This is a genomic window from Mycobacterium sp. Panama NTM2, from assembly GCF_054355555.1.
This window is the reverse complement of record NZ_CM135953.1, coordinates 80,088-99,000: the sequence shown is the minus strand read 5'-3', so window position 1 is coordinate 99,000 and position 18,913 is coordinate 80,088. Positions and strand designations below refer to the sequence as shown.

20 protein-coding genes are annotated in these 18,913 nt (G+C 69.0%); 8 read left to right on the top strand and 12 right to left on the bottom strand.

Going from position 1 to position 18,913, the window contains the following annotated elements; translation table 11 throughout:
- Window positions 1-29 precede the first annotated feature (29 nt).
- Complete coding sequence (locus tag ACXYX3_RS00530; RefSeq protein WP_458609719.1) at window positions 30-986, top strand: AraC family transcriptional regulator; 957 nt, start codon at window positions 30-32, stop codon at window positions 984-986.
- Window position 987: 1 nt separating this feature from the next.
- Here ACXYX3_RS00530 and ACXYX3_RS00525 read toward each other — a convergent pair whose 3' ends face one another.
- Window positions 988-2,505: an FAD-dependent oxidoreductase gene (locus ACXYX3_RS00525; protein WP_458609718.1), complete on the bottom strand. Its 1,518-nt coding sequence runs from the start codon at window positions 2,503-2,505 to the stop codon at window positions 988-990.
- A gap of 78 nt (window positions 2,506-2,583) precedes the next feature.
- Here ACXYX3_RS00525 and ACXYX3_RS00520 point away from each other — a divergent pair, with 78 nt between their 5' ends.
- The 3 genes from ACXYX3_RS00520 (at window position 2,584) to ACXYX3_RS00510 (ending at window position 5,348) form a co-directional block, all read left to right on the top strand.
- A complete protein-coding gene (locus tag ACXYX3_RS00520; RefSeq protein ID WP_458609717.1) occupies window positions 2,584-3,252 on the top strand; it encodes a phosphodiesterase in 669 nt (222 codons plus the stop codon).
- 72 nt (window positions 3,253-3,324) lie between these two features.
- Entirely contained in the window at window positions 3,325-4,548 is a 1,224-nt protein-coding gene (locus ACXYX3_RS00515) for an acyl-CoA dehydrogenase family protein (RefSeq protein ID WP_458612255.1), read from the top strand.
- Window positions 4,548-5,348, top strand: coding sequence for a tyrosine-protein phosphatase (locus tag ACXYX3_RS00510; protein ID WP_458609716.1), 801 nt, complete (start codon window positions 4,548-4,550; stop codon window positions 5,346-5,348). Before ACXYX3_RS00515 ends, ACXYX3_RS00510 begins: the two co-directional genes overlap by 1 nt.
- On the opposite strand, the gene ACXYX3_RS00505 is transcribed toward ACXYX3_RS00510, so the two are convergent.
- The 9 genes from ACXYX3_RS00505 to ACXYX3_RS00465 form a co-directional block, all read right to left on the bottom strand.
- On the bottom strand, window positions 5,345-5,692 hold the full coding sequence (locus ACXYX3_RS00505) for a hypothetical protein (RefSeq protein ID WP_458609715.1): 348 nt from the start codon (window positions 5,690-5,692) through the stop codon (window positions 5,345-5,347). The two genes, ACXYX3_RS00510 and ACXYX3_RS00505, sit on opposite strands and share 4 nt — an antisense overlap.
- A 158-nt stretch (window positions 5,693-5,850) precedes the next feature.
- Window positions 5,851-6,336 (bottom strand): DUF456 domain-containing protein, encoded by a 486-nt coding sequence (locus ACXYX3_RS00500; protein ID WP_458609714.1) that lies wholly within the window; start codon window positions 6,334-6,336, stop codon window positions 5,851-5,853.
- A gap of 6 nt (window positions 6,337-6,342) precedes the next feature.
- Window positions 6,343-6,750 carry a PPOX class F420-dependent oxidoreductase gene (locus tag ACXYX3_RS00495; RefSeq protein WP_458609713.1) on the bottom strand — a complete coding sequence of 136 codons (408 nt, stop codon included), beginning with the start codon at window positions 6,748-6,750 and terminating at the stop codon, window positions 6,343-6,345.
- Between the two features lie 12 nt (window positions 6,751-6,762).
- Entirely contained in the window at window positions 6,763-7,464 is a 702-nt protein-coding gene (locus ACXYX3_RS00490) for a haloacid dehalogenase type II (RefSeq protein WP_458609712.1), read from the bottom strand.
- Window positions 7,465-7,489: 25 nt separating this feature from the next.
- On the bottom strand, window positions 7,490-8,452 hold the full coding sequence (locus ACXYX3_RS00485; RefSeq protein WP_458609711.1) for an NADPH:quinone oxidoreductase family protein: 963 nt from the start codon (window positions 8,450-8,452) through the stop codon (window positions 7,490-7,492).
- Between the two features lie 7 nt (window positions 8,453-8,459).
- Entirely contained in the window at window positions 8,460-9,323 is an 864-nt protein-coding gene (locus ACXYX3_RS00480) for an SDR family oxidoreductase (RefSeq protein WP_458609710.1), read from the bottom strand.
- A 19-nt stretch (window positions 9,324-9,342) separates the two neighbouring features.
- Complete coding sequence (locus tag ACXYX3_RS00475) at window positions 9,343-10,761, bottom strand: aldehyde dehydrogenase family protein (protein WP_458609709.1); 1,419 nt, start codon at window positions 10,759-10,761, stop codon at window positions 9,343-9,345.
- A gap of 76 nt (window positions 10,762-10,837) precedes the next feature.
- Window positions 10,838-11,767 (bottom strand): class I SAM-dependent methyltransferase, encoded by a 930-nt coding sequence (locus ACXYX3_RS00470; RefSeq protein ID WP_458609708.1) that lies wholly within the window; start codon window positions 11,765-11,767, stop codon window positions 10,838-10,840.
- Window positions 11,768-11,782: 15 nt separating this feature from the next.
- Complete coding sequence (locus ACXYX3_RS00465) at window positions 11,783-12,415, bottom strand: TetR/AcrR family transcriptional regulator (RefSeq protein ID WP_458609707.1); 633 nt, start codon at window positions 12,413-12,415, stop codon at window positions 11,783-11,785.
- A 141-nt stretch (window positions 12,416-12,556) separates the two neighbouring features.
- Here ACXYX3_RS00465 and ACXYX3_RS00460 point away from each other — a divergent pair, with 141 nt between their 5' ends.
- The 3 genes from ACXYX3_RS00460 to ACXYX3_RS00450 all read left to right on the top strand — a co-directional run bounded on the left by ACXYX3_RS00460 (window position 12,557) and on the right by ACXYX3_RS00450 (window position 15,822).
- Entirely contained in the window at window positions 12,557-13,120 is a 564-nt protein-coding gene (locus ACXYX3_RS00460) for a TetR/AcrR family transcriptional regulator (protein WP_458609706.1), read from the top strand.
- Between the two features lie 69 nt (window positions 13,121-13,189).
- Window positions 13,190-13,654, top strand: a complete 465-nt coding sequence (locus ACXYX3_RS00455; RefSeq protein WP_458612254.1) for a hypothetical protein — start codon at window positions 13,190-13,192, stop codon at window positions 13,652-13,654.
- 44 nt (window positions 13,655-13,698) lie between these two features.
- A complete protein-coding gene (locus ACXYX3_RS00450; RefSeq protein ID WP_458612253.1) occupies window positions 13,699-15,822 on the top strand; it encodes an FUSC family protein in 2,124 nt (707 codons plus the stop codon).
- Here ACXYX3_RS00450 and ACXYX3_RS00445 read toward each other — a convergent pair.
- Window positions 15,811-16,785 carry a pirin family protein gene (locus ACXYX3_RS00445; protein WP_241204302.1) on the bottom strand — a complete coding sequence of 325 codons (975 nt, stop codon included), beginning with the start codon at window positions 16,783-16,785 and terminating at the stop codon, window positions 15,811-15,813. The genes ACXYX3_RS00450 and ACXYX3_RS00445 overlap by 12 nt on opposite strands.
- A gap of 125 nt (window positions 16,786-16,910) precedes the next feature.
- On the opposite strand from ACXYX3_RS00445, the gene ACXYX3_RS00440 reads away from it, so the two are divergent.
- Window positions 16,911-17,135, top strand: coding sequence for a hypothetical protein (locus tag ACXYX3_RS00440; protein ID WP_241204303.1), 225 nt, complete (start codon window positions 16,911-16,913; stop codon window positions 17,133-17,135).
- Here ACXYX3_RS00440 and ptsP read toward each other — a convergent pair.
- The gene (gene ptsP, locus ACXYX3_RS00435; protein WP_458612252.1) at window positions 17,132-18,901 is read right to left on the bottom strand and encodes a phosphoenolpyruvate--protein phosphotransferase; all 1,770 of its coding nucleotides are present in this window, start codon (window positions 18,899-18,901) and stop codon (window positions 17,132-17,134) included. The genes ACXYX3_RS00440 and ptsP overlap by 4 nt on opposite strands.
- Window positions 18,902-18,913 lie beyond the last annotated feature (12 nt).

Here is an 18,913-nt window from a genome sequence, read left to right as displayed (position 1 = left end):
GCACCGCTGTCTGTTGGCGGGAGGCTGTGTTGACCGCTGCGCATGAGGATCTGGACTTCGAGAGCCGGGATCTCGCGGCCACCGAGGATTTCCTGGTCCGTGCCTACACCAAGATGTCGATCGGTGCCGGTAGCGGTGAAACGGCGTCGACCCGCATCGAACGTCACTGGCTCGGCGAGATCAGTTACGACGAACTCGACATAGGTTTCTCGATGTCGTACGACGCAGATCCGTTGGGACGCATCTGTCTGTGCCGGATGCGGGACGGGCGCATCGAGGAGAACTTCATCGGCGAGCCGACCGACGTGTTCGTCCCCGGCGACGTCACGCTGCTCTCCCCGCCCGAGCTGCCGTATTCGGGCCGCGTGCTGAGCGCGCGATACGACCTGACGATGTTCGACACCACGCTGCTCGACCGGGTCGCCTCGGCACCCCGCGAGGGCACGAGCGTGCGGTTCACCGGTCATCGTCCGGTGTCCGCCGACGCGCGGCAGCGCCTGGATCGGGTGCTCGCCTACGTCCGCGGCGTGATGACATCCGACGGTGTGACGGTCACCCCGCTGGTCGCCTCGACGACGGAGTCGATGCTCGCCGCGGTCGTCCTCGACACGTTCCCGACGACCGCGGTCCTCGAGCCCACCGCTGCGGACCGGCTCGACGCGAAACCCGAGATCCTGCGGCGCGCAATCGCTTTCATCGACAGCAGCGTGGAAAGCGACATCGCCGTGACCGATATCGCCGAGAGTGTCCACGTGACACCGCGGGCGCTGCAATACATGTTCCGCAAACACCTGGACATGACCCCGATGCAGTACCTACGCCGCGCGCGGCTCGACCACGCCCACCGGGAGCTGCGCCGCTCCGATCCCGCGGACACGTCGGTGGGCATCATCGCGGCCCGCTGGGGATTCGCCCACACCGGCCGGTTCGCGGCGATGTACCGCCGAACCTACGGAACGAATCCTTCGGACACGTTGCGGGACTGACCTATCCGGATGCGGTCAGCCCCCGGGTCGCGGGCCCTTCGAGGAGCGCGCCGTCGGGGGCGAATCTCGATCCGTGCAGTGGGCATTCCCACGCGAGATCGGAGTCGTTCCAGGTGACGACGCCGCCGAGGTGCGGGCACACCGGGGACACGGTGCGGGTCACGCCGTCAACGACGCTGGTCGCGGTCATCCGCCACGGCACGCCGCTGACCACGCCCTGCCCCTCTTCGGGAACCTGCGACGACGCGGTGACCGGGGTGATCCACCCCTTGGCCAGGTGGAAGCCCACTTCCATGTTCAGCTGCAGCGCGGTGGGGATGCCCGTCAGTTCGTGCGGGCTCCAGCTGGCGAAGGCCGCCGCCCAGTCCATGCGTCCGCCCAGGATGCGGGAGGACAGGGCGAGCGCCGCGGCCACGCCGTTGGTCATGCCCCACTTGTCGAATCCCGTTGCCACGAGGATGTTCTCCATCTTGGGCAGCAGCGGGCCGACATAGGGCAGTTCGCCGATGGGGTGGTAGTCCTGCGCCGACCAGTAGTGGGTCTGCACCGCGCCGGGGTAGTGCAGCCCCGCCCAGCGGGCCAACTCCGAGACCGCGTCCTTCGGATGGGAGGACCGCCCGACAGTGTGGCCCGCGCCGCCGACGATGAGTTTGTCACCGGCGTCGCTGGGTGCGTAACGCACCGAGCGGCTCGGCGAGTCGACCGACAGGTACATCGACCGGGTGATGTCCCCCGGCACGTCGAAAGCCATGCAGTAGGAGCGTTTCGGTTCCATGCGGGCGAAGAAGAAGCCTCGATCGAGCACGGGGATCCCGGTGGCCAGCACCACGCGCTGCGCGGTGACGGTGTGCTCGGCGGCGCGGGTGTCCTGCTCGTCGGCGGTGCGCCGCAGGCTCACCCGCAGGGGCCCGGTGCCGGAAACCGAGGTGGCGCGCACCCCCTGCAGCAGTGTGCCGCCGTAGCGTTCGATTTCGGTGACCAGGCTGGACAGGTACGGAATCGGATCGATCTGCGCCTGGTTGCGCAGCCGCACGCCGCCCGCGAACGGAAACGGCACGTCGGCCTCGTCGACCCACTGCGCATCCAGTCCGGCCTCCCGGCAGGCGGACATCACATCCCGCGCCGTACCGAGGCCCTGCGCGTTCTGCGCATACGCATGGTCGTCTTCGCGCTGGAAGCTCAGCCCGTGCTCCTCGCAGTGCCGCACCAGCCAATCCCGGCCCTCGGTGTTGCCGGTGACGTAGGCGCGCAGCGTGTCGCTGCCGTGCTTGCCTGCGATGCTGGCCAGCTTGCTGCCCTGCAGGACACTGACCTTGCCGGTGGTGTTGCCGGTGGTCGCGGCGCCCACGTGGCGGGCTTCCACGACGACGACCGACTTGCCGGCTCGTGCGAGCAGTGCGGCGGTGGTGAGGCCGGTGATGCCGGCACCCACAACGAGCACGTCCGCGGTGGAGACGTCGTCGATCACGCTGGCCGAGGTGGGGGCTTCCAGACGCCCGTCGGTCCACAGAGAAGGCATGGCGCGCCGGATACCCGCGGCCCTTCCGGTCAAACGATGCCGCGTTTGGACGCCCCGGATCTGGGCAGACATCGTCAGGTGAGCATTTCCGACCTGACCACGCTTCCCCTCAAGGCCGGATCGGCCCTACGCGACCGACGCGTCTTCCACCCCACCGGGGTGCTGTGCGCCGGGACGGTCACGCGGGTCGCCCCCGACGGTCAGGGCCTGCCGCTGGTGTCCGGCGATGTGGTCGGCCGGATCTCCAAGGGCGCGGGCACCCCCGGCTCGCTGCCTGACTTCGCCGGTCTGGCCTGGCGCATGCAACGCGACGCCGACGCACAGGTGCCGTGGGACGTGCTGATGGTGTCGTCGACGGCACGGATCGTGCTGCGGCCCATCCGGACGTGGCCGGCCGCGCAGTACTCCACGCTGATGCCGTTGGGCTACCGCGGCGGCGTGTTCTGGTTGCGGGCCCACATGGTCACCCCGCTCGACGACGACGGCCTGTCCGTGGACGCGGTGCGCACCCGGCTGGCCTCGGGGCCGATTGAATTCAGCGTCGAGCAGGCCCGCGGTGGCGGCGCCTTCACGCCGTTGGCGACGCTGCGGTTCGATCGCGCGCTGTGCGGCGACGAGCCCGAGTGCGATCAGCCGTTCGACCCGACGCAACGCAGCGGGGCCGAGGTGGTGCTCTTGCCGCATTGGCTGACCTCGCTTCGCAAGGCCGCATACCGCAACAGCCGGGAGGGCCGCGGCGCGCAGTGACCGGCAGGTCCTGACCGCCTCGACGCTGCCTGCTTTTACAGGTGTCATATCGTGGCGGGCATGGACTTCGCGATGTCTGCCAAGGCGGCCGATTATCACCAGCGGTTGACCGATTTCATGGTCGAGCGCGTCATCCCGGCCGAGGAGTCCTACGAGCGGTACCGGCATGAGGCGGGCCCCGACGACCACACTGTGCCGCCGGTGATCGAGGAGCTGAAAGCCGAAGCCAAGAGCCGTGGGCTGTGGAACCTCTTCCTGCCCGACGAATCCGGGTTGACCAACCTGGAGTACGCGCCCCTGGCGGAGTTGACGGGCTGGAGCATGGAGATCGGTCCAGAGGTCACCAACTGCGCGGCTCCCGACACCGGCAACATGGAGACGCTGCATCTGTTCGCGACGCCGGAGCAGCGCACGCAGTGGCTCGAGCCGTTGCTCGCCGGCGAGATTCGCAGTGCGTTCGCGATGACAGAGCCCGCGGTGGCCTCGAGCGACGCGCGCAACATCGAGACCACGATGCTGCGCGACGGGGACGACTACGTCATCAACGGTCGCAAGTGGTGGATCTCCGGGGCCGCCGATCCGCGCTGCAAGCTCCTGATCGTGATGGGCCGCACCAACCCCGATGCGGCCAGCCATCAGCAGCAGTCGATGATCCTGGTGCCGGTCGACACTCCCGGGGTGTCGATCGAGCGGTCCCTGCCGGTGTTCGGCTGGCAGGACCAGCACGGCCACTGCGAGGTCACGTTCGACAACGTGCGGGTGCCGTCGTCGAACCTGCTCGATTCCGAGGGCAGCGGGTTCGCGATCGCCCAGGCTCGTCTGGGCCCGGGCCGCATCCACCACTGCATGCGGGCGATCGGCGTGGCCGAACGGGCGCTGGCTCTGATGGTCGACCGGGTGCAGACGCGTGTCGCGTTCGGCAAGCCGCTCGCCGAGCAGGGCGTGGTCCGGGAGTCGATTGCGTTGTCTCGCAATCAGATCGATCAAACACGCCTGTTGTGCCACAAGGCAGCGTGGACCATCGATCAGCACGGTAACAAGCACAAGGACGCGCAGGTGCTGGTGGCGCAGATCAAGGCGGTGGCACCGAAGATGGCGTGCGACGTCCTGGATCGGGCGATTCAGGTGCACGGCGGCGCGGGCATCTCGGACGATTTCCCGTTGGCCCGCATGTACGGCTGGCACCGCGCGATGCGGCTGTTCGACGGACCCGATGAGGTGCACATGCGGACCATCGCCCGCGCCGAGCTCGGCAGGGAGAAATCAGCTCTGGCCGCGGCGGCGGTGGCCGGCTAGTGGCGTTTTCCGGCGACGAGCTGTCGGGCGCCTGGAACTTCCGCGATGTCGCCGAGCAGACGCCGATCGTGCCCGGCCGGTTCTTCCGTGCCAGTGAGCTGTCCAAGCTCGACGACGCGGGACGCACCGCGTTGCGTGGATTCGGAGTGACAGATGTCGCCGATCTGCGGACGCTGCGCGAAGTGGAGCGGCATGGTCCGGGGCTCGTGCCTGACGGGGTGGACATCCACCATCTGCCGTTCGTCGAGACGGCGGCATCGGATGGCGAGGCGCCGCACGAACACGCATTCCAGCGGATGATGACCGACAAGCCGGACGGTGAGTCGGTCGCCGAGGCGGCGGCGCGGTACATGACCGAGGAGTACGGGCGGATCGCGAGCGCGCCACTCGCGCAGCGGGTGGTACGCGAGGTGGTCACGCTGCTGGGTTCGGGACGACGGGTGTTGGCGCACTGCTTCGCCGGGAAGGACCGTACGGGGTTCACCACGGCGGTGGTGCTGGAGGCGGCCGGGGTGGACCGTGACGCGGTGATGGCCGACTACCTGCGCAGCAACGACGCGGTGCCGCGGCTGCGGGAGAGCATCCTGGCCAACCTGCGGCAGCGGGCGGCGGAGGCACCGGAGGTGCTCGAGCTCGCCGAGGCACGACTCACCGATTCGGTGCTGGGGGTACGGGAGCAGTATCTGGCCGCAGCGCTGCGCACGGTGGATGAGCACTACGGTTCTCTGACAGGCTATTTGGAGGCCAGCGGGCTCACCGCGGCGGATCTGGATCGGTTGCGCGCTCAGCTGACGGACTAGTCGAAATAGAGCGCCACTCGGTCCCAGAAGTGTTCATCGTCGCGGCCGGCGGCGATTCCGGCGCGGGCCCTTAGTTCCATGGCGCGACGACGGATGCGCTGCTCGGTGGTGCGCGGCATCTCCGCGGGACCGTACTTACCGCGGCGAAGTCGGCGAACGCGGCCGCGTTCGCGCTCCCACCGCAGCGCATCGGAGACCGTCTTGGCCGGCCGGCCGGTGACGGTGAAGCCCTGGTGCTCGAGCGCGTCGAGGAGATCGGGGATGGTCTGGGGGCCGACGCGGAACAGGTGGTCGGTGATCACGGATCGCAGACCGATCCCTCGGATCTCGTAGAGCTCGGACATGACGGAAGGCTCGCACGGCGCACCGACATCGCGCCGCGCCGGACGCGGGATTGCATTGCTCACCGGCCCACCCCCAGCGACACAGTCGGCGGTTGCTTAGCCCCGCTACCCGGACGCCGACAGAGTCGCTCATGGTGGGCCGCTGCCGCACATGGCGCTCAGATCGTCAGATACACCCCCACCGCCCACGCCACCGTCGCGAGCAGCGCTCCCGTCAACTCGACGCCCACCGACAGCGCGACCCCCTTGACCGCGTGCACCGTCGACGCCCACGCGCGCTTCAGATCCCCCCGCGACGCCAATTCAGCGACGAACACCCCACCGACGAATCCGATCACCAGCCCGACCACCGGGATCACGAAGAACCCGACGATGCCCGCCAGCGCGCCGACCACCAGAACCGACGTGCGCACCTGCGCATCCCGCATTCGCCGCGCCGGCCAGGTGTATTTGACCACCGCAGCCGCCCCGAAGAACGCCGCCGCAACACCGAACGTCACCCACGCGGTCGCGCCGCCTTCGATGAACGCCCACACACCGATCGCCGCGATCACCAGGATCCCACCGGGCAGGATCGGCACCAGGATGCCCACCAGGCCCACCGCGATCACGAGCCCGACCAGGACGATGCCGGCGCTGCTCACCCCCGATCAGCCCGCCATCGGGGTGTTGACCTTGTCCGCCTCGATCGTGACGATGAGCCGGGTTTCGTCAGGGTTGCCGCTGAAGTAGGGATACGGGATACCCAGGTACTTCTGCGAGAGCTCGTCGATGTGCTCTTTGCCGCCCTCGCTGCTCATCGACGTCACCCGGCCACGCACCTCGTAGAAGCGCGCGACGTTGTCAGCGTCGGCGATGTTGACCGCGATGCGCGGGTCGCGGCGCAGGTTCTTCTCCTTCTGCATGCCGCCGACGATGTTGAGGACGACGTTGGTGCCATCGGTCGTCACCCACGTCTCGGTGAGTTGGGGCGACCCGTCGGCCATCAGCGTCGCCACGAAGCACGGGCTCGGCTTGTTCAGCAGCTCGATCAGATCATCGGGTAGCGCAACAGCCATGGGTCAATCCTCTCAGCAGCCCAGTTGCTCGGCGAGATCGCCGAAATCATCTGCCATGACGTCGAATTCGGACTCGGCAGGTCGGTGGCGGGTACGCTCCGGGCCGTACTCGGTGGGCCGGAACACGAACCCGGTCCGCAGGCCGGCGTCGCGCGCGGCGCGCAGGTCGGATGGATGCGCGGCCACCAGCATCAGCTCGTCGGGAGCGACGTCGAGGATGTCCGCGCAACCGAGGTACGCCTCGGGATCGGGTTTGTAGTGCCGGAAGATCTCAGCGGAGAGGACGCAATCCCACGGCAGACTCGCGTATTTGGCCATGTTCGTCAGCAGCGAGACGTTGCCGTTGGACAGCGTGGTGATGACGAACCGCTCTTTGAGCCGCGTCAGCCCGGCGACGGCGTCCGGCCACGGATCGAGGCGATGCCATGCCCGGTTCAGGTCGTCGATCTCTGCGTCGTCGACGGTGATTCCGCGGTCATCGAGGAGCTCGACGAGTCGCCCGCGGTGCAGATCGTCGAGACGAGTCCACGGCAGGTCGCCGCGTCGAACACGGTCCATCGCCGGGACGTACCCGGCCCGCCAATCGTCGGCGAACGCAGGCCAATCCCGCTCGATTCCGTGCCGCGCGCCGAATGCCGCGAGGTCGCGGGTCACGCTGGAGCGCCAGTCGACGACGGTGCCGAACACGTCGAACGCCAGCGCCCGGATCGTCATCGGCTGTTCTTCGCGCGAGCGCTCATCACGTTTCGAGGACCAGCTTCCCTTTGATCTCACCGTCGGCGAGCTTCTGCAGTGCCTCGGCCCCGTTCGAGAGCGGGAACCGCACCGGCTCAGGGGGTCTCAGACCCTGCCTCACCAATTCGCCGAGCCCGGCGCCGACCTCGGCCTGAGCGCTGGGAGTGCGCCTGACGAACTCGCCCCAGCCGACCCCGACGACGCTCACGTTGCGCAGCAGCAGCCGATTCACCTTCACGGTCGGAATGCCACCGGCGGCGAACCCGATCACCAGCAGCCGCCCCTCGGTCGCCAGCGCGCGGATCGCGTCGTCGAACGCCGATCCGCCGATCGGGTCCACCACGACGTCGACGCCGCGGCCATCGGTGTGCTCTCTGACCGCATCCAGCCACCCGTCGGACAACGGTAGAACCGCGTCGGCACCGAGGGATTCGACGAACTCGACCGCCGAGGGCCGGTGCACCATCGCGATCACGCGCGCGCCGAGGCCTTTGGCGATCTGCACCGCTGCGGTGCCGACTCCACCGCCCGAGCCGAGCACCAGTACCGTCTCGCCGGGGCGTAGGGCCGCCCGCCGCTGCAGCGCGAAATACATGGTGTAGTAGTTGCCGAGCAGTGCCGCCGCGGACGCATCGTCCACGTCAGGCGGCGTGGACACCACGCTGCCCGGGTCGACCGCCACCTGCTCGGCGTACCCACCGAGCATCGTGAACGCCGAAACCCGTTGTCCCACATCGAACGGTGACCCCGCAGGCGCGGACCTCACCGTGCCCGCGACCTCCATGCCGGGTACGAACGGCGGATCGAGCCGCAGCTGGTATTCCCCGCGCAGCAGGAGCAGATCCGGGAAGCACACCCCGGCGGCACGCACGTCGATCACCACCTGCCCGTTACCCGCGGGATCGGGCATGTCCATGTAGGACAACCCCGCGGGCCCGGACAACTCCTGCGCGGCAAGCGCTTTCATGCAGTGGTCAGCCGAGGTTGAACGACGCGCGCTCGGCGGCCGACAGGTCGGTGATCTCGCCCCACTTACCCGCGACGTCGTCGACCGACGGCACCTCGGTGAACGTCACACCCTTGTTCTGGAACAGGGCCACGCGCTGCACCTTGCCGCCGCCGACGATGAACACCGACGCGGTGTCGGGCACCTCCTCGGTGCACAGGTAGGCGACCACGGGTGCCACGTACTCGGGGGTGAGCTTCTCGAAGACCTCCGGCGGCAGGATGTCCTGCGTCATGCGGGTGGCTGCGATCGGGGCGATCGCGTTGGTCTTGATGTTGTACTTCGCGCCTTCCTGGGCCAGCGTGTTGATCATGCCGACGAGACCGAGCTTGGCCGCGCCGTAGTTGGCCTGACCGAAGTTGCCGAACAGACCGCTCGTCGAGGTCGCGACCACGACGCGGCCGAAACCGTTCTCGCGGAAGTGCGGCCACGCCGCGCGGACCACGTTGTAGCCGCCGTACAGGTGCACCTTCAGCACGGCGTCCCAGTTGGCGAACTCCATCTTGTGGAAGGTGCCGTCACGCAAGATGCCCGCGTTGCTGACCACGCCGTCGACCTTGCCGAACTCGTCGACCGCGGTCTTGATGATGTTGGCCGCACCCTCGGGCTCGGCGACGGAGTCGTAGTTCGCCACTGCCCGGCCGCCGGCGTCGGTGATCTCCTTGACCACCTCGTCGGCCATGTTGTGGCCCGCACCGGTGCCGTCACGCGCCCCGCCGAGATCGTTGACGACCACGCTGGCGCCCTCGCGGGCCAGCGTCAGCGCGTATTCGCGACCGAGACCCCCTCCGGCACCGGTGACGACGATGACCCGATCCTGCACTCCTGGCATGACTATCCCTTCCCGTTGTTCAGAAAAGCCGTCTGGCGAGCTTCCACGCCTTCTCTGTATACGGGGGGTAGATGAAGCCGCCGACGTCGGGTCGGGTCGACTTCGTCATCACGCTCTTCTTGTGGCTGAACGTCTCGAAGCCGAACTTGCCGTGATAGGCGCCCATGCCGGACGGGCCCACCCCGCCGAAAGGCAGCTTGTGCGTGGCGAAGTGGAAGAGCAGGTGGTTGATCACCATGCCGCCGGAGGAGATGTCGCGGACCACGCGCTCACGCACCGCTTTGGTCTTGGTGAACAGGTAGGCGGCCAGCGGCTTGGGCCGTGCGTTGACGAAACGGATTGCCTCGTCGAGGTTCTCGACGGTCACCACCGGCAGGATCGGGCCGAAGATCTCGTCGGTCATCAGTGGTTCGGCCGGGTCGGGGTCGACGACGACGGTGGGTTGGATCCTGATGTTCACCGCATCGGAGTCACCGCCGACGGCGACTGTGCCTTTGGTGGCCGCCAGCGCATTGGCCAGCCGGTTGAAATGCCGTTCGTTGACGATGCGCTTACCGCTCGGGTTGTTCGCCTCGAACTCGGCCACGGCGTCGCGCAGCTTGTCGACGAGCTGGTCGCGGATCGGGGCCTCGGCCAGCACGTAGTCGGGAGCGATGCAGATCTGCCCGGAGTTGATCAGCTTGGTCCACGCGATGCGCTTGGCGGCGACCTCGATGTCGGCGTCTGCCGACACGATCACCGGGCTCTTGCCACCGAGCTCGAGCGTGACCGGGGTCAGGTGGGCGGCTGCGCTCTCGTAGACCTTGCGGCCGACTTCGGTGCCGCCGGTGAAGAGCAGGTAGTCGAAGCCCTGGTCGATCAATTCCTGGCTGACCGCGGCGTCCCCCTCGATCACGGCGATGGCGTCGCTGTCGAGATAGCGCGGGACGAGCTCGGCCATCAACGCCGACGATGCCGGAGCCACCTCAGACGGCTTGAGCACCATGGTGTTTCCGGCGGCGATCGCGCCGACGGCGGGGCCCAGCGTCAGGGCGAACGGGAAGTTCCACGCGCCGATGATGAGAACGGTCCCGTAGGGCTCGTACTCCACCCACCCGCGGCCGGGCAGTTGCGAGAGCTCCAGCATCCGGTAGCTGCGCTTCATCCATCGGCCGACGCTCTTGGCTGCGGACTTGGCTTCGCCCGCGGTGCTCGCGACGTCGGCGAGCCACGCTTCGAACGGGGTGCGGTCGAGGTCTTTCGCGAGCGCGTCGGCGATCGCGGCCTCGTTCTCCAACATCAGCCGTTCGAGGGCACGCAGCTGCTGCTTGCGCCATTCGATGTTGCGCGTGCGGCCGCTGGCGAAGGTCTCCCGGAGCCGGCGGACGGTCGCGGCGATGTCGGGGGAACCGGCGACGTCATCGCCGACGGCGACGGGTACGGCGGAATCGGTGGTCATGAAGGGTCTCCTTGTTCTGACCGGCGGAGTACCCCGAATGGTAGCCAACCATCCAGTTGGTGAACAGGCGCTCCGGTCAGTCCCGCACGGCGGTGGTGAACGTGGAGAACGACTCCTCGTCGCTGTCCTCGAGTTCGACGTACCGGTTGAGCCGCTTCATCTCGTCCTGCGAGGGAATCGCCTGTGCGCGCCAGCCGTGCGCGCCGAGCCACTCGGCGACCTCGGCCCGGTCAGGATCCTCATAGGTGAGGTCGGTGATGTCGGCCGGCTGCTTACCGAACTGGGCGATGATGCGAGAGAACCGTTCCTGCATCCGCTCACGCCGGTCGGCCGCGTGCAGGCCCATCGATTCGGCCGCGACGCGGCTGCCGGGGGCGCTGAGCTCGGTGAGGCGCTCGAACAGCAGGTCCTGCGCCTCGGACGGCAGATACATCAGCAGTCCTTCGGCCAGCCACGCTGTGGGCTGGTTGGAGTCGAAACCGGCGTCACGCAGCGCGGCGGGCCAGTCCTGCCGCAGATCGATCGGCACCGCGCGCCGGTCAGCGCTCGGCTCGACCTGGTGCGCTGCCAGCGTGTGCGCCTTGTATTCGAGCACCTTCGGCTGGTCGAGCTCGTAGACGGTGGTGCCCGCCGGCCAGGCCAACCGGAAGGCCCGCGAGTCCAGACCCGAGGCGAGGATCACCACCTGTCGGATACCGGCGTCGACCGCCTCGGCGAAGAAGGCGTCGAAGAATCGCGTACGCACCGCCTGGTAGTTGTTCATGTTCTCGAACATCGCCGCGACCTCGGGGTCTGAGGCGGCCACGGTGTCGAGGAACCCGTCGTCGAGCATCAACTCCCACACCCCGGTCCCGGCGTCGGCGATCAGGATCTTGGCGTAGGGATCCTGAATGAGAGCGTCGTCGCGATTGCTCTCGGCCGCCCGGGCGGCGGCGACCATGACGGCCGTGCTGCCCACACTGGTGCTGATGTCCCACGTGTCGTCATCCGTGCGCGAAGAGCTCATACTTCGGGAGTCTAACTAACCGAGGTGCCACAGCTTGTTGGCCAGCAGCAGCTCGAGTTTGTGGACCACGGCGCCCAGCGCGGCGCGATCCCCGACGAACCCGGCGTAGAAGCCCATCCCCCACAGCACCGCGACCAGCATCTCGACCAGATGGTCGACATCGGTGTCCGAACTGAGCTCACCGCGAGCAATCGCATCGTTGACCGCCCACGCGACGAAGGTGCGGGAGTTCTTCAGCGGATCGTGCTCGTCGCTGACCAGCTCGGGATGCCGCTGGGTCTCCAGCACCGACGTGACCAGGAACGCCGCCGCGGAGCGGTCGTCGGTGTCGACCTGTGTGGTGGCCGCCAGGAAGGTCGCCAGCCGGTCGACCAGTCCGGTTCGCTCCCGGGCGCGGGACACGCCGGTGCTGATGATCGTCGTGTTCGTCTGCTCGACGACTTCACCCCACAGCACACGCTTGCTGGCAAAGTAATGATTGATGGCGGGGCGGGTCAGATCGGCCCGCACGGCGATCGCCTGGAACGTCGCGGCGTCGTACCCCAATTCGCTGAACACCTCGCGCGCAGCGAGCAAAATGCGCTCCCGCGTCTCGGCAGCCTTCGCCGCGGGGGGTCGACCTGGGCCTCTACTCGCCGTGTACGGCACCCCGAAATTGTGCCACACGTCACCGGGAGCTCCTGCACGCTGTCGTTTCCGACCTCCGAGGCGTGGATTCGAGCAAACCTCGGACCGAATTCCCAGGGAGCACGGCAGTCGCGCGCGGGCCCGCCGAATTACAGTTTCGACATGGGGGCTGTGGGGTCACGGGAGTTGTTTTTTCAGGCGGGGTTCGATGTGCTGGCCGAAGCCGGATACGGCGGGCTCAAGCTCGCGTCGGTGTGCGGTCGGCTCGGCGTCACGAGTGGATCGTTCTACCACCACTTCGCGAGCTGGTCGGAGTACACGCGCCAGCTCGTCACACACTGGCAGGTCCAGATGACGGCGCGGGTCGAGGAGGTGGGCGAGGAACCCGACCCGAGGCGCCGGCTGGACCAGATCATCAAGGGTGGGCTGGCACTGCCGCACGGGGCCGAGGCGGCCATCCGCGTCTGGGGCTCGATCGATCCGCACGTGCGGGACGCGCAGGCGGCGGTCGACCGGCACCGTTTCGACGCGGTGTTCGCGGCGGCTTTGCAAGTATTGGGGAACAGACGGCAGGCTGAGATGTTCGCGTCGTGGTCGATCTACCTGCTCGTCGGGTACGAGCAGGCGCTGTTGCCGCGCAACCCGGACGGATTGGAGTGGCTGGTGACCCAATTGCTCGACAGTCTGGACGCCGGGCGGTTCGCGTCGGTGCCAGACGGTGACTGACGGTGACTGACAGTGACTGACACGGCGGGGAGCGAGGCCGAGGCGGCGCCCGTCGAGCACGTCGTGGCGATGCTGCGGGAGCGCCTCTACGGGGCCATCTCGTGTCTGGCCACGCTGGTGGTCCTGACGCGCTACACCGAAGACGACACCAGCGGCTGGGCCCGGATGCTCGATGTGGCGGTGACCATGGGCGGGCTGTGGGCCGCCAGCCTGCTGGCCGACTGGGTGGCCCATCTGGCCGTGCACGAGCAGGCGCCGCAAGGGGTGGAGCGCTGGCGGATCATGCAGGCATCGGGTCAGATCCTGCAGGCCGCTGTGCTGCCGCTGGCGGCGCTGGCGACCGCCGGTCTCGGCCTGCTCGACACCGATACCGCGATGTGGGTCGCCAAATGGATCCTCGTCGGTGAGCTCGGCCTGATCGCATTACTGGCGGTGCGCCGTACCCGGTTGCCGTGGTGGCAGCAAATCGCCACCGTCGCCACCCTGGTCACGGTGGGATTGCTCGTCATCGCCGTGAAGGTGCTCGCGCATTGACGACCGCACCGACCCTCGACGTGCGCGCGCGCATCGTCCGGCGGATGCATCAGCGCGACCCGGACAACGACGCGCTGCGCCGCGCCGTGCGGGCGGCGACCGTGGTGCCGATCGCGGCAGGCACGAGCTTCCTGCTCGGCGGCGGTAATCCCCAGACCTCGCTGTTCACGTTGTTCGGTTCCGTCGCGCTGCTGGTGTTCTCCGATTTCCCGGGCAATCGGCAGAACCGTGCGGTTGCCTACGCCGGTCTGGGCGTCAACGGCTTCGTGTTGATCACCGTGGGAACGCTGATCGCGCCCTATCCGTGGCCGGCGGTTGCGCTGATGTTCGCCCTCGGTGTGACGGTGACGTTTTCCGGGGTGTTGAGCGAGACGATCGCCGCCGGACAGCGAGCGACGCTGCTGACGTTCGTGTTGCCGGCCTGCACGCCGGCCGGTCCGATCGGTGAGCGGCTGGCCGGTTGGGCGATCGCGTTGGCCGTGTGTGTACCTGCCGCGCTGTTCGTGCTGCCGCCGCGGCACCACGGTGAGTTGCGCCGGCGCGCCGCCCGGGCGTGCCGCACGCTGGCCGACCGCATCGACGGCTCGGCGAGTGCGGACGACGTGCGCCGGGCGATGGACGGACTGCGGGCGACGTTCCTGGGGGCCGATTTCCGGCCGGTGGGGCTGACCGCGGGGAGCAGGGCACTGGTCCGGGTGGTCGACGACCTGGAGTGGGTGGCCGATCGGGTCGGACAGGACACCGGGGTCACGCTGCGCGACCGGAATGCGGTGGTGCGTGTGTTGCGCTGCGCTGCCGCCGTGCTCCGGATCTCGCGGCCGACCGACAGGGACGTGGCCCGCATGGATCTGGACGCGGCGCTCGAGACGTTGCGCGCCACCGCGCGGGGCCGGTGGCGGGAGGACCTGGACGAGATCCTCAGTGCCCCAGACGACGACCGCGCCGTCGCGTTGGGCCGTGAGTTACTGCGTCGTCGCACCATCGCCGCGATGATCGGCGCGACGGGGCGCATCATCGCCGCGGCAGCGGCCGCGGACGCCCGCCCGGTGTGGGCCCGCGCCCTGGGGTTGCGCCTGCCGCCGACCGGTGCGTCGGACCGATTGCTCCCCGAAGCCGTTGCCGCAGCGCAGATCACGTCGGGCTTCGTCGCGAATCGCGCGGTGGCGGTGCGCAACAGCGTGCGTACCGGCCTCGGGCTGGCCATCGCGGTGGCCGTGACGCACATCTTCCCTGTCGAGCACGGGTTCTGGGTGGTGCTGGGCGCTTTGTCGGTGTTGCGCAGCAGCGCGTTGTCCACCGGGACCCGGGTGTGGCGCGCGGTGATGGGGACGACGATCGGGTTCGTGCTGGGCGCCCTGTTGATCGGCTTGGTCGGGGTGGATCCGGTCGTGTTGTGGGTGCTGATGCCGTTGGCGGTGTTCGGCTCGGCCTACGTTCCCGAGATCGCGTCGTTCACCGCGGCACAAGCCGCGTTCACGATGATGGTGCTGATCTTCTTCAACCTGATCGTGCCCACGGGCTGGCAGGTGGGGTTGATCCGGGTCGAGGACGTGATCGTCGGCGCGCTGGTCGGGGTCGTGGTCTCGGTGCTGCTCTGGCCTCGGGGTGCGACGGCGTCGGTGACCCGGGCGATCGACTCGGCGCGCGCGATCTTCGCCGCCTATCTGTGGACGGCGGTGCTGCGCATCACCCGCGGCGCATTCGAGGAACGCAACGACGAGGTGGCGATACTGAGCCATCAGGCGCTGGCGGCCTCCCGTGTCATCGATGATGCTGTCCGCCAATACCTTTCGGAGAGCAGCGGTGATTCCGACTTCCGGGCGCCGGTGGTGCGCTCGTTCAACCGGGCGATCCGGCTGCGCGCCGCGGCCGATCTGATCGCCGACATCCCGACTCCACCGCCGCTGGCGGCCTACCCGACGGTGCGCGCCGTCGTGGAATCCCACGCCGAGGCGATCCGTGAGCGGGTGGTCGGCAGCATCGACGCCGGGCGCGCGACCGCGCCGATCAGCGACGACTTCGTGCTGGCACTGCGGAGCGAGCGGCGCGCCGAGATGCGCGAGAAGGCCACCGCCAGCGATCTCGGCATCTCGGCCGCGCTGCCGCTGCTGACGGTCGCGGCGCTGCTGGGCGAGCTGGAGCTGATCTACCCGGCGTCAGCGTCCTGACCGGTGCGGCATCAACGCGCCGGGCGGGATGGTGCCGAACCGGCCGGCGTTGAAGTCCTCGACCGCCTCGATGAGCTCCGACTTGGAGTTCATCACGAAGGGGCCGTACTGGAACACCGGTTCCCGCAGCGGTTGCCCGCCGAGCAGCAGCACTTCCAGCGCGGGACGGTGCGACTCCTGGGTGGGTGCCGCGGCGACGCCGATGCGGTCGCCCGGGCCGAGAACGGCCAGCTGGCCCTGTTCGATCGGGTGACCGACGGGGCCGACGGACCCGCGGCCGGACAGCACGTAGACCAGCGCGTTGAAGTCGCGGTTCCACGGCACGTCGAGCCGGGCGCCGGGCTGGATGGTGGCGTGGGCCAGTGTGATCGGGGTGTGGGTGGCGCCGGGGCCGGCGTGCCCACCGATGTCGCCGGCGATCACCCGGAGCAGGGCGCCGCCGTCCTGGGAGGCGACCAGGCCGACCTGGGGGCCCTCGATCGACTGGTACTTGGGCGCGGCGAACTTGTCACTGCGCGGAAGGTTCACCCAGAGCTGGATGCCGTGGAAGAGGCCACCGCTGTCAACCAGTTCGGCCGGCGGGGTCTCGATGTGGAGGATGCCGGAGCCGGCGGTCATCCACTGCGTGGCGCCGTCGGTGATCATGCCGCCGCCGCCGTGCGAGTCCTGGTGGGCGAAGCGGCCGTCGATCATGTAGGTCACGGTCTCGAAGCCGCGGTGCGGGTGCCAGTCGGTGCCGCGCGGTTCGCCGGGCTGGTATTCCACCTCACCCATCTGGTCCATGTGGACGAACGGGTCGAGGTCGCGGGCGTTGACGCCGGCGAAGGCGCGGACGACGGGGAAGCCCTCCCCTTCGTAACCGCGGGGGCCGGTGGTCACCGAGCGCACGGGGCGTTCGGTGTCGGCGGGCGAGGGCGCTGACAGCCGGGGCAGGGTCAGGGTGTCTGCGGTGATTGCGGGCATGTCTCATTGAACCGGACCGCGGTCCGATTCATTCCGGACTCCTGGTGTGCAACCAGATCGCGCAGTCGGCCGGACTGGCGCGCTGGCTGCACACTAGACCCTCGCGCCGTGGGTACTCGGCGGCCATGACAGAGCACTGGCAGGTCATCGCCGCGACACCGTACGACCGGGCCGACCCGGAGCACGCGACCCGGCAGAGCACGGTGATGAGTGGGACCGAAGCCGAAGCCCGGCGGGTGTACGCCGACACGATCTCCTCGGCCGACGAGCACGGCTACTCCGCGGTGACGCTCACGCGCGGCGGCGTCGAGGTGGAGTCCTGGCCGCAGGCCACCGGCTGGACCGTCTAACCGAGGATCTCGAGCGCGGCGGCGCGGGCGTCGGCGGCGCTCGCGGTGGCCAGCACGGCGTCGGCCGCTTCGCGGCACTGCTGCAGCGTCACCTGCGCGAGTTTCGCACCGACACCCTGGACTGCCGCAGCGGCCGCCGACAGGGAGGTCACCCCCAGTCCGGTGAGCACGCAGGCCAGCAGCGGATCGGCGGCGGCCTCACCGCACACCCCGACGGGCTTGCCCGCGGCGGTCCCGGCGCGCACGGTCATCGCCACCAGCGCCACGACGGCCGGCTGCCACGGGTCAGTGAGAGTGGCCAGGTCGGCTGACATCCGATCGGCGGCCATCGTGTACTGCGCCAGATCGTTGGTGCCGATCGACAGGAAGTCGACGTGCTCGAGGATGCGTTCGGCGAGCAGCGCGGCGGCAGGCACCTCGATCATGACGCCGGGAGTCAGCCCGCGCGCTCGGACCTCGGCCGCGAAGTCCTGGGCCTCGGACGCCGTCGCGATCATCGGCGCCATGACCCACGGCTGCTGACCGGTGCGCTCCGCGGCCGCCGCGATCGCGTCAAGCTGATGGGCCAGTAGCCCGGGGTTGTTCTCGGCGATGCGGATGCCGCGCACGCCGAGCGCCGGGTTGGCCTCGTCCGGGTGACCCGCGAACTTGAGCGGCTTGTCCGATCCGGCGTCGAGCGTGCGGATCACGACCTTGCGCCCGGCGAACGCCTCGAGCACCTCGCCGTAGATGTGCGCCTGCTCGTCGACCGTGGGCTCGGCGTCGGTGTTGAGGAAGCACAGTTCGGTGCGGAACAGGCCGACGCCCTCGGCGGGTGTCTCCCGCGCGGCGCGGGCGGCTGCGCCGTCCTGCACGTTGGCCAGCACCGCGACCTGGTGTCCGTCGGCCGTCGCGCCCGGCCCGGTCCACCCCGCCGCCGCGGCCGCCACGCGCGCGGCGTCGTCCACAGCAGCCCGCGCCTCGGCGTCGTCGGGCGTCACGGTCACGGTGCCGCGGGTGCCGTCGACCAGGACCGTCGTCGCGGCGGGCACGTCGTCCAGTCCCGCGACGGCGACCACACACGGAATGCCCAACTGCCGGGCGATGATCGCGGTGTGGCTGGTCGGGCCACCCAGCGTCGTGGCCAGCGCCACGATCAGCGCCGGGTCCAGGCCGGCGGTGTCGGCGGGGGCGAGGTCCTCGGCACACAGCACCGACGGCTCGTCGGGCAGCGGCACGCCGGGTTCCGGTAGGCCGTTGAGCTCGGCGATCACGCGGTCGCGGATGTCACGCAGGTCGGTCACCCGCTCGGCCATCAGGCCGCCCATCTTGGTGAACATCTCGACGAACTGATCGATCGCTCCGCTGACGGCGCGGACAGCGGGCGCACCGTCGGTGATGCGCTTCTCGGCGGCGCCGAGCCACCCGCGATCCTGCGCGAGCGTGGCCGTCGCGGCGAGAACCTCCGATGCCGCACCGGTCGCGTGGGCGGCGCGCTCGCGCAGCCGGGTGGCCACGGTGGCCGCTGCCGCAGCGAAGCGGTCTTTCTCAGCCGGCCGGTCGCCCTCCGCGATCTCGGGCAGGGCGGAGACGTCCACCTCGGGCAGTCGCCCGGGGCGGATCACGGGCGCGTAGGCCACCCCGGTCACGACGGGAACGCCATGCAGAACGGTGCCGGCTGCCGGCGCTTCGGTGGCCTGTGAGCTAGACAGAGACGTCGCGGTCATGTGAACCAGGTTACAAGAATCCATTGACAAGTCAACACGTTCAGGAGTAAAACCAAACATATCAACAACCAA

Excerpts from the sequence above, each read along its gene's own strand:
- ACXYX3_RS00525 (WP_458609718.1), bottom strand. The coding sequence starts at position 2,505 with ATGCCTTCTCTGTGGACCGACGGGCGTCTGGAAGCCCCCACCTCGGCC.
- ACXYX3_RS00515 (WP_458612255.1), top strand. The coding sequence starts at position 3,325 with ATGTCTGCCAAGGCGGCCGATTATCACCAGCGGTTGACCGATTTCATG.
- ACXYX3_RS00505 (WP_458609715.1), bottom strand. The coding sequence starts at position 5,692 with ATGTCCGAGCTCTACGAGATCCGAGGGATCGGTCTGCGATCCGTGATC.
- ACXYX3_RS00495 (WP_458609713.1), bottom strand. The coding sequence starts at position 6,750 with ATGGCTGTTGCGCTACCCGATGATCTGATCGAGCTGCTGAACAAGCCG.
- ACXYX3_RS00490 (WP_458609712.1), bottom strand. The coding sequence starts at position 7,464 with ATGACGATCCGGGCGCTGGCGTTCGACGTGTTCGGCACCGTCGTCGAC.
- ACXYX3_RS00485 (WP_458609711.1), bottom strand. The coding sequence starts at position 8,452 with ATGAAAGCGCTTGCCGCGCAGGAGTTGTCCGGGCCCGCGGGGTTGTCC.
- ACXYX3_RS00480 (WP_458609710.1), bottom strand. The coding sequence starts at position 9,323 with ATGCCAGGAGTGCAGGATCGGGTCATCGTCGTCACCGGTGCCGGAGGG.
- ACXYX3_RS00475 (WP_458609709.1), bottom strand. The coding sequence starts at position 10,761 with ATGACCACCGATTCCGCCGTACCCGTCGCCGTCGGCGATGACGTCGCC.
- ACXYX3_RS00470 (WP_458609708.1), bottom strand. The coding sequence starts at position 11,767 with ATGAGCTCTTCGCGCACGGATGACGACACGTGGGACATCAGCACCAGT.
- ACXYX3_RS00460 (WP_458609706.1), top strand. The coding sequence starts at position 12,557 with ATGGGGGCTGTGGGGTCACGGGAGTTGTTTTTTCAGGCGGGGTTCGAT.
- ACXYX3_RS00455 (WP_458612254.1), top strand. The coding sequence starts at position 13,190 with ATGCTGCGGGAGCGCCTCTACGGGGCCATCTCGTGTCTGGCCACGCTG.
- ACXYX3_RS00450 (WP_458612253.1), top strand. The coding sequence starts at position 13,699 with ATGCATCAGCGCGACCCGGACAACGACGCGCTGCGCCGCGCCGTGCGG.
- ACXYX3_RS00445 (WP_241204302.1), bottom strand. The coding sequence starts at position 16,785 with ATGCCCGCAATCACCGCAGACACCCTGACCCTGCCCCGGCTGTCAGCG.
- ACXYX3_RS00440 (WP_241204303.1), top strand. The coding sequence starts at position 16,911 with ATGACAGAGCACTGGCAGGTCATCGCCGCGACACCGTACGACCGGGCC.
- ptsP (WP_458612252.1), bottom strand. The coding sequence starts at position 18,901 with ATGTTTGGTTTTACTCCTGAACGTGTTGACTTGTCAATGGATTCTTGT.